The organism is Streptococcus sp. M334, assembly GCF_000187745.1.
In the GTDB taxonomy this organism is placed as follows: Bacteria; Bacillota; Bacilli; order Lactobacillales; family Streptococcaceae; genus Streptococcus.
The window spans coordinates 99,788-115,361 of the sequence record NZ_GL732489.1 but is presented as its reverse complement, the minus strand read 5'-3'; the positions used below and the strand labels follow the sequence as shown (position 1 = coordinate 115,361).

14 protein-coding genes are annotated in these 15,574 nt (G+C 39.6%); all 14 read right to left on the bottom strand.

Annotation, left to right across the window (positions count from 1 at the left end; translation table 11 throughout):
• Nucleotides 1–119 precede the first annotated feature (119 nt).
• Nucleotides 120–632, bottom strand: coding sequence for a DUF2812 domain-containing protein (locus tag HMPREF0851_RS11915; RefSeq protein ID WP_001086363.1), 513 nt, complete (start codon nucleotides 630–632; stop codon nucleotides 120–122).
• Between the two features lie 34 nt (nucleotides 633–666).
• Nucleotides 667–1,242 (bottom strand): DUF2812 domain-containing protein, encoded by a 576-nt coding sequence (locus HMPREF0851_RS16720; RefSeq protein WP_009014362.1) that lies wholly within the window; start codon nucleotides 1,240–1,242, stop codon nucleotides 667–669.
• The gene (locus tag HMPREF0851_RS11905; protein WP_000423990.1) at nucleotides 1,242–1,562 is read right to left on the bottom strand and encodes a PadR family transcriptional regulator; all 321 of its coding nucleotides are present in this window, start codon (nucleotides 1,560–1,562) and stop codon (nucleotides 1,242–1,244) included. Before HMPREF0851_RS11905 ends, HMPREF0851_RS16720 begins: the two co-directional genes overlap by 1 nt.
• Nucleotides 1,563–1,675: 113 nt before the next feature.
• Entirely contained in the window at nucleotides 1,676–3,022 is a 1,347-nt protein-coding gene (glnA, locus tag HMPREF0851_RS11900; protein WP_001122886.1) for a type I glutamate--ammonia ligase, read from the bottom strand.
• Between the two features lie 36 nt (nucleotides 3,023–3,058).
• Complete coding sequence (gene glnR, locus HMPREF0851_RS11895; protein ID WP_000659547.1) at nucleotides 3,059–3,415, bottom strand: transcriptional repressor GlnR; 357 nt, start codon at nucleotides 3,413–3,415, stop codon at nucleotides 3,059–3,061.
• A gap of 76 nt (nucleotides 3,416–3,491) precedes the next feature.
• On the bottom strand, nucleotides 3,492–4,019 hold the full coding sequence (locus HMPREF0851_RS11890) for an FUSC family protein (protein ID WP_000119915.1): 528 nt from the start codon (nucleotides 4,017–4,019) through the stop codon (nucleotides 3,492–3,494).
• Nucleotides 4,020–4,154: 135 nt separating this feature from the next.
• Complete coding sequence (locus tag HMPREF0851_RS11885; RefSeq protein ID WP_001096764.1) at nucleotides 4,155–5,354, bottom strand: phosphoglycerate kinase; 1,200 nt, start codon at nucleotides 5,352–5,354, stop codon at nucleotides 4,155–4,157.
• A 154-nt stretch (nucleotides 5,355–5,508) separates the two neighbouring features.
• Nucleotides 5,509–6,045 (bottom strand): hypothetical protein, encoded by a 537-nt coding sequence (locus tag HMPREF0851_RS11880; protein WP_009014361.1) that lies wholly within the window; start codon nucleotides 6,043–6,045, stop codon nucleotides 5,509–5,511.
• 2 nt (nucleotides 6,046–6,047) lie between these two features.
• A complete protein-coding gene (locus HMPREF0851_RS11875) occupies nucleotides 6,048–6,560 on the bottom strand; it encodes a hypothetical protein (protein ID WP_000866172.1) in 513 nt (170 codons plus the stop codon).
• Between the two features lie 2 nt (nucleotides 6,561–6,562).
• Nucleotides 6,563–7,075 (bottom strand): hypothetical protein, encoded by a 513-nt coding sequence (locus tag HMPREF0851_RS11870; protein ID WP_000645549.1) that lies wholly within the window; start codon nucleotides 7,073–7,075, stop codon nucleotides 6,563–6,565.
• A 2-nt stretch (nucleotides 7,076–7,077) separates the two neighbouring features.
• Entirely contained in the window at nucleotides 7,078–7,593 is a 516-nt protein-coding gene (locus HMPREF0851_RS11865) for a hypothetical protein (RefSeq protein ID WP_000645625.1), read from the bottom strand.
• Entirely contained in the window at nucleotides 7,590–8,990 is a 1,401-nt protein-coding gene (locus tag HMPREF0851_RS11860) for a hypothetical protein (protein WP_001070717.1), read from the bottom strand. The genes HMPREF0851_RS11865 and HMPREF0851_RS11860 overlap by 4 nt, the downstream gene beginning before the upstream one ends.
• Before the next feature lie 11 nt (nucleotides 8,991–9,001).
• Nucleotides 9,002–10,699 carry a MucBP domain-containing protein gene (locus HMPREF0851_RS11855; protein ID WP_009014360.1) on the bottom strand — a complete coding sequence of 566 codons (1,698 nt, stop codon included), beginning with the start codon at nucleotides 10,697–10,699 and terminating at the stop codon, nucleotides 9,002–9,004.
• A 245-nt stretch (nucleotides 10,700–10,944) separates the two neighbouring features.
• A complete protein-coding gene (locus tag HMPREF0851_RS11850) occupies nucleotides 10,945–15,477 on the bottom strand; it encodes an endo-beta-N-acetylglucosaminidase (RefSeq protein WP_000795159.1) in 4,533 nt (1,510 codons plus the stop codon).
• Nucleotides 15,478–15,574 lie beyond the last annotated feature (97 nt).

The following is a 15,574-nucleotide window of genomic DNA, read 5'->3' as shown; positions in this document are numbered from 1 at the left end:
CTCAAGTGCTAACTTATGATTCTATTATACACCCTTAGAAGAGAATGTCAAGATAAAAACTCAAAAAATTAGCACTCTTTTATCAAGAGTGCTAAAAATCAGTCTAAAGACCTAGAAACTTACTGTTCATCTACTTGGTATTTACTTTTTAGTCTGAAATAACCATAGATTAGATAAGAAATCAGAAAAGCATATAAAAGAAAAATAATGAAGAAAGACATAGAAAGCTCCTCTTTAAATAAACTTATACAAACAACAAGACCACCTGAGAAAGCAACTGTACATGAACGAAGTCTATTTCGCATGACTTCCCATCTGAGCCCCTTACTCATATAGACTTGATCCTCTGGAAGTAAATTAGAAGACGATTTACGAAGAATCGAACAAAAACCTGTTTCTATCAATTCCCAACCTCTATTTCTAAAATGTTGCAGTTCATGCTTATATTTTTTAAGAAATCTAGAATCATAAATACAGTAGATGACATCGTCCGGTTGACATTGGTCAAAATAGAAAAAACCAAAACGACTCGTTCTATACCTCCAACCTTTCAAATGCATCTCATGTAAATAATCTTCTACCTTATCCAAATCAAGAATGGTAAACATTCGAAATTGTACTTTACTATTCATTGTCTGACCTCCAAGTTAGAACACATACACAGATTTATTTATCAGATAATTCTTTCCACTTTTGAAACAATCTCCAAAGAATGTAAGAAATCTGAATCGCAAAAACTATTAATAAAACACCATCTGTTATAACAATCAAAAACATTTCCCAACTGAAAGAACTACCTCCAGTGACAAACTTTGAGAAAACCGGTAGTAGAGCTAAAAAGAGAAGCAAAATAGGAAACATCCGCCTCGTTAAAATCTGTTTGACCATCGCTAACTTTCCGGCCGCGTCATTATAGATTTCAAACTCTGCATCCGATTCAATTTCAGAATGTACTTTTCTAAAGTAGGAAAAACCATTAAAGTTTGTAATATGCTCCCAGCCACAGTCTTTAAATAGTTGTAAATAGGAGGCTCTCTCTGATTTTTTCATGGGATAAAAGTCCAACTGATAAGACACCTGCTCCGGTTGGCACTTTTCAAAAGTATACTTAACCGCAACTACTAAGTTAGAGTAGGTTACTTCTTTGAGTTTCCAGCCCTCAGCATGCATTTTTCTAAGATATAAAGCCTCTCTATCATAATCCGCAATGGTAGCAATTCTATAAACAACCTTCTTTTCCATCATCTTCCCTCCAGACTGTTTCTGTAGAGTCGGCCAATACGCTTCAATTCAATCTCTAAAACTTTTCGTCCCAAGTCTGTGATCTGATAGATTTTCCGTTTTTCCTCTTCTCGGACAAAGGAAATCAAACCATCCTTTTCCATTTTTGACAAGGTTCCATACATAGTTCCAGGACTAATCAAGACTTGCGAATCTGTCATCTCCTTGACCTTTTGCGTAATACTATAACCATGACCTTCCTTTTGCAGACAGAACAAGATATAAAAACCCGTTTCCGTCATCGGAAGATAGACCCGACGAACCTTATCCGTTAATTCCATTTATAAGCACCTCCTATTCAGTTCGATATATCGCACTTCGTTATATAAAATATATCACACCTCGATATAAAACGCAAGAAAAAAGACCACCCTCAGGCAATCTTTCTTCTATATTAATAAAGATCTAAATAGTTATCAATTTCCCATTGTGAAACGAAGGTTGCATAGCTTGCCCATTCGATTCGTTTGGCTTCAAGGAAACTAGTATAGATATGCTCTCCAAGAGCCGCTCTGACAACTTCATCCTCTGTCAAAGCTTTCAAAGCGTTGTGAAGAGTTGATGGAAGGTCTGTAATACCAGCTTCCTTACGCTCTTCTGCTGTCATGATGTAGATATTTTCTTCGATAGGAGCTGGTGCTTCGATTTTATTTTCAATACCATGCAAACCAACCTCCAAAAGAACAGCCATAGCGATGTATGGGTTTGCCATCGGATCCACTGAACGCAACTCAAGACGAGTTCCCATACCACGTGAAGCAGGCACGCGCACAAGCGGCGAACGGTTACGACCAGCCCAAGCAATATAAACAGGCGCTTCATAACCTGGAACCAAACGTTTGTATGAGTTAACTGTTGGGTTCATGATAGCAGTATAGTTATAGGCATGCTTAATCAAACCGCCAAGGAAATGGTAGGCAGTTTCTGACAACTGCATTCCTTTTGGATCATTTGGATCAAAGAAGGCATTATTTCCTTCTGCATCAAACAAGGACATATTACAGTGCATACCTGATCCAGCAATACCAAATTTTGGTTTTGCCATAAAGGTTGCATAAAGACCATGTTTGCGAGCAATAGTTTTAACAACAAGTTTAAAGATTTGAATCTTATCACAAGCACGGAGAACTTCATCGTACTTAAAGTCAATCTCGTGTTGTCCAACCGCAACCTCGTGGTGACTCGCTTCTACTTCAAATCCCATTTTGGTCAAGACATTCACAATCTCACGACGTGTATTGTCCGCAAGGTCCGTAGGTGCCAAATCAAAGTAGCCACCCTTGTCATTTACTTCAAGTGTTGGGTCACCATTTTCATCTAGTTTAAATAGGAAGAATTCTGGCTCTGGACCAAGGTTGAAGGATTTGAATCCTACTTCTTCCATATGACGAAGAGCACGTTTCAAATTACCACGAGGGTCACCTGCAAATGGTTCACCTTCTGTTGTATAGACATCACAGATCAAACCTGCAACACTTCCATTTTCATCTCCCCACGGGAAGACTGTCCATGTATCCAAGTCTGGGTACAAGTACATATCTGACTCATTGATACGTACAAAACCTTCAATAGAAGATCCATCAAACATAGCCTTATTTGACAAGACCTTATCTAATTGTTCATCTGTAGCAGGAATTTCGACGTTTTTCATGGTTCCCAAAATATCTGAGAACATGAGACGGATAAAGGTAACATTTTTTTCCTTGACTTCACGACGAATATCTGCAGCTGTGATTGGCATGAGTTTTCTCCTTAATGTATGACTACTTGCGGTTGCCTAACCGCGACCAAAAGGTGATTGCACCGAAGCAAAGCGCCCCTGTTGGAGGAGTTCATTGTGAAGTGCACGGCGCACCTCAGTCTGACTCACCGCTTTCTTGGATTTCGCTTCACGTTCAGCATATTTTTTCTTAATGGCAGCGATATTATAACCTTCAGAGATGTAATCTTTGATTTCAAGCAGACGATCCATGTCGTTCAAGGAATACATGCGACGGTTCCCTTCGTTTCGATCGGGTTTAATCAACTCTTGATCTTCATAATAACGAATTTGACGCGCCGATAAATCGGTCAACTTCATAACACTGCCGATAGGAAAAACAGCCATATTTCGGCGAAATTCTTTTTCCTTCATTTACAATTTCCTTCTTTCTGTCTATTATAGTCTAAAAAAAGACAAACGTCAATTGATAATGTTATAAAATATAACATTATTTTTCTTTTTTCTCTAAAAAGAGCCGAATACGATCAATATCGTAATTTACGAGAATTGCGACAAAAACTCCCATGAAAGTTTCTGATACACGCGCAAACACGTACAAAATCGTTTCTCCACTCGGAATTGATAAGGTAATGATTAACATAGCTGCTACACCACCAATAACCCCTGCTTTGTTATTCATGGCTACATTTGTCATAATGGTTAACATGGTACAGATTGGAACAACAACCAAGGTCACCCAAAAGGCTTCGTGGAAAAAGGTATTTAATAGGAAGAAGACTAGGGCATAGAGACCACCGATACTATTTCCTAGAATACGCGAGGTCCCAAAATGGACACTCTTATCAAAACTCTCCCTCAGGCTAAAAACGGCTGTCAAAGCACCAATTTGAAGACCTTTCCAGCCAAAAAAGCCAAAAATCAAGAGAACTAGAAAAACAGCAATACCTGTTTTAAAGGTTCGCATACCAAGTTTGAACTGGGATTTATCGAATTTATATTTTTTAAAATAACTCATAATCTCAACTTTCTATTTCCATTTTATCATAAAATGGCTGATTTTATGAGCAATAGTTGAGAGGAAGCGTTTTTATTTTGAGCAAAAGAAAAGAGGAACTTTCACCCCTCTCTTCTTTGATTCATTTATAAAATCTTATTTTTCTGTCAAGGCTGCAAGACCTGGCAATACTTTACCTTCGAGAAGCTCCATTGAAGCGCCTCCGCCCGTACTAATCCATGAGAATTTGTCTGCACGGCCAAGGTTAATCGCTGCGGCAGCTGAGTCACCACCACCGATGATTGATTTAACGCCTGGTTGTTTCACGATAGCGTCCATCACACCGATTGTACCAGCTTGGAAGTCTGGGTTTTCAAATACACCCATAGGTCCGTTCCATACAACTGTTTTGGCACCAGTCAAAGCTTCGTCAAATTTAGCGATAGATTTTGGACCGATGTCAAGACCAAGGAAGCCTTCAGAAACTGCTTCACCTTCAGTGTCACGCACTTCAGTGTAACCAGCAAATGCGTTAGCTTCTTTAGAATCAACTGGCAAGATTAATTTACCGTTTGCTTTTTCAAGAAGAGCTTTCGCAACATCCAATTTGTCTTCTTCTACAAGTGAGTTACCGATTTCGATACCTTGTGCTTTATAGAATGTGTAAGTCATACCACCACCGATAAGGACTTTATCAGCTTTTTCAAGCAAGTTTTCGATAACACCGATCTTGTCTGAAACTTTTGAACCACCAAGGATAGCCACGAATGGACGTTCTGGAGCTTCAACTGCTTCTTGGATGTAGGCAATTTCGTTTTCAAGAAGGAAACCAGCAACTGCTTTTTCAACGTTTGCTGAGATACCAACATTAGATGCATGTGCACGGTGAGCTGTACCGAATGCATCGTTTACGAAGATACCGTCTCCAAGTGATGCCCAGTATTTACCAAGTTCAGGATCGTTTTTAGATTCTTTCTTGCCGTCAACATCTTCGTAACGAGTGTTTTCAACCAAGAGAACTTGTCCATCTTCAAGAGCGTTGATAGCTGCTTCCAATTCAGCACCACGAGTGACACCTGGAAGGAAAGCAACGTCTTGACCCAACTTAGCAGCCAAGTCAGCAGCTACAGGAGCAAGTGATTTACCAGCTTTGTCTGCTTCTTCTTTTACACGACCAAGGTGAGAGAAGAGGATAGCACGTCCACCTTGTTCAAGGATGTACTTGATCGTTGGAAGAGCTGCAGTGATACGGTTGTCGTTGGTAATCACGCCATCTTTTACAGGTACGTTGAAGTCAACACGAACGAGAACTTTTTTCCCTTTCAAGTCAACGTCTTTAACAGTCAATTTTGCCATTAGATATGACTCCTTCTTTTTTTATACGTGTTAATTATATCACAAAATCACCAAAAGAGATAGAAAAACCCTAAACTTTTCGAGTTCTCTATTCCATATGGCAGAATTGACATTAACTTTGCTTATCAGATGAAACCTTTATCCATTTTCATCTCTAATTAAATCTGTCTTGATACTTTTTATTAAATAACCACTGCAGATTGATGAGGGGTTTACTCTGTACATCAAGTATGGGTTTAAGGGTCTCTCTAATCTCTCCTTTTATCTTTGTTTCATCAATTGTTGCAGTATCAATTTTTTTATACTCTTTATCGAGAGCCCACTCAAGCTCAAAATTCTTATCAAACTTATAGGACACATCGTTTTTATCACTGTAGTGATAACCTCCATCAAACTCACCAAAACTTGTAGGATGACCACTTGAATCAATAGAATTTTCGATAAAATTCACTCCATCATCATCATAGCGAATACCTTCAATTTTCGGAGTATCAACCCACCACATATTTTCAATCAACATAACTAAGTCAGGCTCTGTTCCCTCCTTATGAGGCATCCGTTGTGCATAATAGACTGAGTTAGATAGCAAATTAATCGTAGTAACAGCATACATACTCGCTCCTATAAATACTACTAAGCCAATGCTCACTACTACAATGATTACAGAAATTACTACTTTTATTGCTTTCATCTTTAATTAAACCTGTCCTGATACATTTTATTAAACAACCACTGCAGATTGATCCGCGGTTTGGGCTGAGCATCAATAACTGGAGCAAACACCTCCCTAATCTCCTGTTTTATTTCAGCTTCATTAATCTCTTTTTTGGGTTGCTCTCCTGATAAGTCAGTCACATGGAAAAATCTAAAGGTACTATCAAAATCTACAGTTACACGATTTTTATGATACAAAAAATTTCCCATAGAGTTGGACAGAACTGTTTCCGTTTTGGTATTTTCAATAGCATTATTCCCATCATCATCATAGCGAATCCCCTCAATTTTCGGGGTATAAATCGAACCCATATTTTCAATCAACATAACTAAGTCAGGCTCTGTCCCCTCCTTATGGGGCATCTGTTGGGCATAGTAGACCGAATAATATTTCAAGTTGCTATAAGCGTATAAACTCAACCCTAAGAAGACAACCACCCCTATACTAAATACTAGGATAGTTCCTATAATGATTCCTTTTAATACTTTCATCTCTAATTAAACCTGTCCTGATACATTTTATTAAACAACCACTGCAGATTGATCCGAGGTTTGGGCTGGACATCAATAACTGGAGCAAACACCTCCCTAATCTCCTGTTTTATTTCATCCTCATGAATTTCTCTTTTTGGCTGTTCTCCTGTGAAGTCACTTACATGGTGAAATCTGAAGGTACTATCAAAACCTATAGAGAGATGATATTTATGATATGAAAAATTTCCCATGGTTTCTGATAAAACAAAATTGTTTTTAGTGTCAATAATAGCATTTTCTCCATCATCATCATAGCGGATTCCTTCTATTTCTGGTGTATAAATCCACCACATATTTTCAATCAGCATAACTAAGTCGGGCTCTGTTCCCTCCTTATGGGGCATCTGTTGCGCATAGTAGACCGAATAATATTTCAAGTTGTTATAAGCGTATAAACTCAACCCTAAAAATACAACCACCCCTATACTAAATACTAGGATAGTTCCTATAATGATTCCTTTTAATGCTTTCATCTCTAATTAAACCTGTCCTGATACATTTTATTAAACAACCACTGAAGGTTGATGAGGGGTTTACTCTGTACATCAAGTATGGGCTGAACGGTCTCTCTAATTTCATCTAAAACTAGTTGTTGATTGAATTCAATATCATTATAATGTTCATCAAATGCACTTTGAATACGAAAAACTTCATCGAAGAGATAATGATTATCAGTACCGGAATGAAACATTAAATAATCTCCTGATGCAGAGAATATTGACTCCTTTCCCTCAATATTTTTAACTATACTATTCATTCCATCATCATCGTAGCGAATCCCCTCAATTTTCGGGGTATAAATCGAACCCATATTTTCAATCAGCATAACTAAGTCGGGCTCTGTTCCCTCCTTATGGGGCATCTGTTGGGCATAGTAGACCGAATAATATTTCAAGTTGCTATAAGCGTATAAACTCAACCCTAAAAATACAACCACCCCTATACTAAATACTAGGATAGTTCCTATAATGATTCTTTTTAATGCTTTCATCTTCTTTTTCCTTTCCTATTCCCAAACCAATTCTTAATGGGATTAACGATCCATTTGTTTACAGTGTTTACCACTGGTTTTATAACATAGCGATTTGTTGCCCGAGCGATTGGCTTTACAACCTTCTGATAAATCGGTTTGACGATTGGTTTCACAATATGATTGTAGACTGGTTTGACAACTGGTTTAACAACATAGTTATAGACGGGTTTGACGACTGTCCGATTCACAAAAGTTGCTACAGGCTTAAGCACATTGTTGTGGATAGCTTTCGCAATAGGCTTCACTACGTGATTATAGGCAGGTTTAACAACTCCATGGTAGAAGGGTTTTGCTACTGCATTATAAGCAAAGTTTACAATCGGTTTTACTACTGGTTTTATAACCTTTTGATAGAGCGGTTTAGCCACTTTATTCACAGCAACATCAACCGCTGGCTTGACGACACTATTGTAAAGGGGTTTCACCACATTCGTTGACAAGAAGGTTACAACCGGTTTAACGAGCTTGTCATTGACAGTTTTTACTATTTTAGCCCCAACAAATAAGCCAGCACTCCCTAAAGTAGCCAAAGTATTGCCAATTGGTGCCGTAATATGCTCCTCAATAAATTTTAATGGATGTTTATTAAAGGAAGCAACTCCAGATTTCAATGGATTCCAGAGATATTCCCGAAGAGCCGCTGAAGGATCTTCCTTTAATCGTTTTTTAAAAGCTTTGCCTTCACTGAACTTTTTCATTCCAATCAAGGCAAGTCCTGATAAACTCACAATACTTCCAAGTAACAAGAAATCTTTATAGCCCTCGGCAGTGGTATCTCCCGACTGCTCTTTGAGCACTTGATAATAATACTCTTGGCGTTTCTGCTCCAAACCATCTGTGCTATAATATTTTTCAATTGCTAGATCCAGATCCAAGTCTTTAAAGTCCCTATGATACTTCAGGATAAAGGCATCTATATCTGTGAGCGTGTCCTTTTCATCGATGGTTGTTAATAAGTCTCCTGTTAGAGAATTATTTTGAAAAAGAAGCGTTTTTGGAGATAAGCCAAAAAGGTTAAATGGAGAGAGGCCCGCGAAGAACTTCAATTTTTCTTTTAGAGAGCTACTTTTATAAGAGGTAGCAATCGGTGCAGCCAGATGTGGAAAGTCAATAGTATATGATGGAGATGCGTGCAGATCAGATAATAGATAATGAATTTTAGAAGTTAAAAAATCTGGGGCTTCTCCAAAATCATTGGTCATAGACTGTAGACCATCATTTGCGTAGGGGACACGCGCGATGGCGTTAGCGATGGTATGGTTTATTTTATCTCGATCATTGCCATATTTTTTCCGTGCTTCATCTCCAACGGTCCTGATATAATCAAGAAACAATTTCTTCTCATCTTGATTCATCTTGGTATTGGTTAAAAAGGGATCTTTTTAGTTGGTATCTCTTGCTTTTTGGGTTCGGTATGACTATCCTCTACTCTTTGACCTTGGTCAGTTAGCACTTGGTTTGACCCCTGAGAAAAGGGTGGTAATGAGCCCTCTGCCAAAGAGGTCTCTACAGGGTGATTAGAGTTTGCTGAGGAAAAGGATGATGGCAGCTGCGGTCTGATAATCTTCTCCGCGTTAGGATTCGTCATTTTACTAGAAGGTTGAAGATTTTCCTTAGCTTGTGGAATCTTCTGATAAACAAAAACCTTTTCTACAGCATGTTCGACCAAGGTCTCAAATACTGTTGGCGTCACATAACCATCTACTTTCCTAGGTGTATGCTTTAGTCTTTGCCCCTCAAGAACTTTATAAGTTAGAGTACCGTACAACTCCTTCCCTTTTTCATCTTGAAACTTTAATGTTACGGGTAGTTCTTTCTGATAGACGAACTGAATCCTTGTTCTTGCCTTATTTTCTGTTAATCTCTTAACATCTACTAATCGATAATTTGGAATATTAAGGGACTCCACTTTATAGGATTCATCATCGAAACCTTTATAGAATTCTGCATTCCTTAATTCTTTTCCATGTTTATCAACATACTGGACAATAATCGGTTTAGAAACTCGCGTATTGATATTTGCTTGCAAGCTGCTTCCAAAAATATCGTACCTTACAGCTATTGGGTAGTAATAAGAATCATTCACTCTTTTTGGGGCAGGCGAGTAGAAGGTATAATCAAAATTTGAAATAAAGCCAGCTCCAAGATAGCCACCTTTCGGAAGATCTTTAGAGCCATTTAGACCGACTACGCCTGAAGTAGCATCATAGATAATCCCATCTTCCTTGACGAGATTAGATTCTGTCGGAATGATTTCAACTAAATTTGCAAGGTTCGTTTGAACTCCCTGAGCGGCATCAATATCGGTAGAAATGAAACTAACAAGTATGGGTTGCTCAATCTTAGTTCCATGTTTTACAATTTGATAATGTAGAGCGAGATTACTTGCATTGTTGTACAATACAACGATAGAATTCCCTGTTGCGCCTGGAATAAATTGCTCACCTGAGAAACCGAGTCCTTTTGGACGACTATCCTGAAATCCAGAATTTGAAGTCCACTCATCTTTATCACTTTCAATGACCGTCCATAGTAAATCTAAATCTATACCAGATAAGGTTTTGCCGACAAAATTGATTCGTCCACTATCACCTACATTGTTACTATATGCTACAACAGGGGTTGAGGGAGTATTGGCATCACCAAATCGTTCACTGTCATTTAAAAGGCCATTTTCAGTTCCTTTATCAATTTCGACATATGTTTTATCAGACCAATGAAGTCCTTCTTTGCTGAGAAAGTTATCATCAGTTAGGTTATTTCCCTCAAGATTAATTTCAATATCTTTGAAAAAATCGACACCGGTCGCAGATGGATTTACCCCACCAGAGACTTCAATTTTAGTAATGCTAGGTTCAGAAGATCCACTATTTTTGTCTTCTTTTAGATTGGAAATTGCATTGTTCGGATTGCCGACAGCGACATCATTTGGCGTAGATTTTGCCATATTTTCAACACTAGATTTTGTACTAGATTGTACAACTTCATCAGCCATGACACTATAGGTACTGAGGGATAGAACCGTTGCAAAAAGAAATATCCCATGTTTTACAAATAATTTCACAACATCTCCTTAAAATTTCACTGAAATTTCATGGTATCAAATAAACTGATTAAAGTCCAGAAATATGACCGGACTGAATTTGAAGGTTATGTTTCTGAAAAACACTTTATGATGCCTTACAAGCTATTCAATCTCAATTCAGAAAACATTGGGATGAAAGGGTGCAAAAAGCAACAACTATTTTTTAGCTGTTGCTTCTTGAAACGATTTCTTTCTAATCTCAACTTAAGAAATACTATCTATTCTTAATCTTCTCTCTTTTTCGAAGCTACAAGTCCATAGACGCTCATCACTCCGAGAAGTCCCAGTGCTACTAGACCAGCATCTGTTTCTACTCCTGTATTTGGCAGTTGTTTGCTTGCTGCTTCACCTTTTACTGACGTTGCTAAAGGCGATTGGTCTGTTGTTGGTGAGACTTGCTCTTCTTTTGTTCCAACTTCTGTGATTTCTGGGATAGCCTCCTTAAGAACCTCAGTTGAGCAAAGAGTGCGTTTGCCTTGGGCTTCTACTTCTACTAGACGACGAATTTGTCCTTCCTCTCCTTTTTGGACAAGTTGACGTTGACCTTTTAGAAGATCCACATTTTGTCTTTCTTGACGTTCGAAGGCTGTTGTTTCTGTTTCAACAACCAGTTCAGGCAAAGCCTCTACTGTAGGAGCTCCTTCGTTAGGATCCATGCTGCCAACGTGGTGACTTTCTTCTGCAGGAGCTAGTTTCTTATTCAACTTTTCTTTCATCTCCGCAAAAGCTTGTGGAGTCGGTATTTGTGAAGACAATAAAGCTTCAGCTTGGGCAATCAACTCATCTTTAGGATCTTTTTCACGGACGGATTCGAGCAAGCCTTCTAATTCTTCTCTAGCAGTTTGGTAACGTTGATTTCCATCCAATCCCGCTCCAGCCTGTTTCAATTCATTCAAGGCTTTGTTGACTTCTTCTTGACTGGCATCATGGTTTTCTGCAACAGCTTTCGCTGCATTGAGTTTCTCTACTAGTACAGCTTTTTTGTCCTCACTTGAGAAGGTATAGGCAAGGGTTGACTGACGACCTTGGGCAGCAGTGATTTCTTGTTTGAGATACTCATCGTTGACAGCTGCTTTTGGAGAAACAAAGACATCAAACTCAGCTGTATGCCCCTTGTAATGCAGGGTCAAGGTCTGACGACCAGTCTTTTGAGCATCGTAGCCCGTGATTTCAACACCTTTATCAGTAAAACTGTGAGTCTCTTCTGTCTCATCATCATAGAGAACGCCGAAGCGACCTTCAGAGAGATCCAGTTTTTCTCCTACTAGATAGTCTGTTTTTGGTTTCTTAGTAATATACAAACCTGCTGCTTCTTTTGCTTTTCCTTCATCCTGTCCTGTCACTTGGACTTTCAGATCACCTGACACTGGTAAACCAAGGTATTGAAGTGTTAGGTTTTGTTCCCCTTTTTGATGAGCGTCGTAGCCAGACACCGTCACACCTGAGTGAGTAAGGTTAATCAGCTCGTCAGCTTGTCCCCCTTCGTATTGAATACGGAGTGTTCCGCCTCTAAGGTCAAGTTTTTCTCCTTCTTTATAAACCGTCTTCTTAGGTCCTTTTTCAAGGCTGACAGATTTAATTTTTCTTTCATCCTGTGGAATCGCTACAGCCAAGGTGTTACTGATTTCTTTGTCAGGTAGTTGGGTACGATAATAGAGTAGAGTTGGTTGTTTGTCAAAGGCTAATGGTGCTGTTGCCAGATCACCACCAGTTTCAGTCTTCAAGGTTGCAATTGGTGTTTGTGAAGCTGCCTTGTCGTAAACGGTGATGGTCGCGCCTGCTGGAACATCAGAGAAACCTAGTTGAACTTGATGGTTTCCAAGTGAACGGGCAGCTACCTTAGCCATTGGAATATTTTGACTTTCTGTGTCCAAGCTTTCGTACATCTTCCAGTTGTAGATACGAATGGCCTTCCAAGGTGTTCCGTTATCAGATGTAATGACATGCAAACGCCAGTCTTGGGCAGTGATTGGTTTGTCAAGAGTGATATCTGTAACGTGCGCTTTATTGCCACGGACTTCCTTGGCTAGTTTCCACTCGCCATCTGTATCCTTGTAGTAAAGATCAAAGTCCTTGGTGTTCATCAGACCATCGTTAACAGACTCACCACCAGCTCCCGCATGATCCATTACCCATCTGACAACACGACGTGGTTGGGTCAAACGAATATCAACACTACCGCTCAATTGCCCTGAAGACCACTTGTCTGAAAGACTGGTAATGGTACCGTTCAACATACCTTCAATACCTTCTCCACCTTCGGTATTCGGGAAAGTGCTACCGATAACCTTTGCCCCTGGAACAATATTTTCAGCCAAAGGTCTTGGGAGAGTTGTATCCTGAACAGTCATACCCCAGTTAAAGGATGTCGTCGCAGCTTCTGAACGAAGGCCATTTTTACCAACTGCAACGACTTTCAATCCTTGCGTCGTACCAGTCGCATTAGCAGAGCGGCTAACTTTTGGCAAGTAGATGGTTGAAGCAGATGAACCTGTCAACAAACGCCAGTTATTCCCATCTTTTTCGTAGACTTCATAGAAATCGGCATCTTGATTACCAGCAAATTGAACAACCGCTTCAGCTTCTTGGGCATTTTTAAGAGATTGTTTCACTACAGAAAAGCTTGTCGGTGCTTGTGGCGCTTGGTGATTGTCCGTGATAGTTAATTGTCCTAGGTTGAACTGATAATCTTTCACAGCTCCTTCATGTTCGAAGAAGAGTTTGACTGCATAGATGGTTTTACCTGCTAGTGAGCTGAGATCAAATTCTTCATTTGTCCAGTTGTCAGAAAGGGTTAGCTCTTTCCATGCATCTGCAGCATCGAATTTGTAGTCTGGAGTTGTAGAGAAGGCCATATAAACTTTAGAACCTTTTCCTCCCTTGTGGGCAACACGAAGTTTAGTCTTCTCAGTTACTTCTAACTTAGTAGAATAAAGTCTCACATCCTGATCTGTCTTACCAGCTACATCACCTGAGAATTTAAGGGAATTTCCGCCATTGTAGGCATCTGTAAAATCATATTCTGCACGAAGTTTTTCCCCTGTTGAAGTCTGCAACCATCGCCATGTTGGTAGAACACCTGAAACTGAACGGTAATTCCACTCAGAATCCTTAGAAACTTTTCCGTCTACAAACCACTTTCTACCATGGCCTGTATTAAAGGAGGTAGTGAAGGTTCGGCCTACTGCTGGTGTGCGGTCTGCAACTAAATTAGCAATCCCATACCACTCTTTGTCCGCTGGTTTTTGAGCTGTCGGATCTCCTTGGTAACCTGTGAAGAAGATATCTTCATTTTTATGATAATCTTCACCTGTTTTTCCTAGACTGGTAATTGTATCTGGTGCAAAGAGTCCAAGTGACAAACGTAACTTGCCTTTTTCATCTAAGAGGGCATCCCATTTAACTTTTGTCTTATAAGAACCACCTTGTTGCAATTCCAATCCTGCAAAGACGTCATATTGGCTACGTTCCAGCCATTTTGCCATTTCTACAGAGTGGTCATTCTTTTCCTTATTCCAGTTGAAATTGGCAAAGAATTGATCCGCAGGGACCTTGTCACCTTCTTTTTGCATGAACTGGTAGTTGTAATCACCTAGACCATCTTCGTGGTAACGACCATATTTATAAGTCATGGCATCGTACCAAGCATACTTGATTGGATGGTTAACTTTTGCCGCGTATTCTTTTGTATAGAGCATGAATTGACGCATTTTTTCACCAAGAGGCGTCACTAAGTCACCCGTTGTTTCTTGGTTGATAAAATACCCATCAAAGCCATAGTACTTAGCAAGATCAACAAGTTTTCGGGCAATAGGGAAGGTGCCATCCTCATCTTGTTTCAAGGCAGCAGCAAACTTCTCTTGGTCAGCGATACTATTTGACCAGTTGAAGAAAAGTGTTCCATAAACGGGAACTCCGTTACGATGTCCTGCATCAATGACATCTGGGGTTGGGACTAGACCTTCCCAAAAGACCATTGAATCCAAGTATTGCCAGTAGTCAAAGGCGTAGGCCTTGAATTCTTCTCCACCAACAGAAGCGTGGTCTTTGGCTTTAGAATTGGTATTTGCTAGCGCCTGAACCTTGGCTCTTCTACTTGCTTTTTCATTCACCAACTGGCCTCTATGGCGCTTGGCTAGTTCAACTGAGGAACGATTGATGGGATCATCTTCACGCGCACCCGGTTCCCATTTCAACAAATCCTCCCAAGAATTAAATTTGATTTCCTTTGGTTTTAATGTTTTTTCTACATTTTTAGGAACATCTGGCTGGACTTCTTTTTCAGTCTTATTAGTTTCTGCTGCTGGCTTAGACTCATCCCCTTGGCTAGTTCCTTCAGGCTTTGCTTCTGTTTCCTTGTCAGACTTAGGTTTTGCTTCTGCAAATGGTGTTTCTGCAGTCACCTCACTTGGTTTTTCCTCTGGTTTAGCTGCGCTAGCTGCCTCTGCTTTTTCAGTAGTTGCAGCTTCATTGCTTGCTGGCGAAGTAGTTTCAGATGCTGTCTCTACTCCTTCTGCCTTTTCTGGCTTATTTTCTCTAGCATGTTCTCCTTCATGCTGCTTGTCAGCTTCATTAGTTGGATGCTCACCCTCTCCTGAAACAAGCTCTGTATTGGCTCCCTTATTTTCAGGAACTGCAGTTTCTTCTGCCAAGGCTGGACCAGCAAATAAAACAGCCCCAATCATCAGTGAGCAGGCACCTACTGATAACTTACGAATACTGTAACGGCAACGTCTTTCGAAAAATGGATTCTTCATTTTCTCCTCCTAAAAGATTGATTTTGTTGCATAAAAGAAAGCGCTTAACTTTCTTAATAAAATTTTTTATCCCAATCACAGGGATCAAGATAATTCC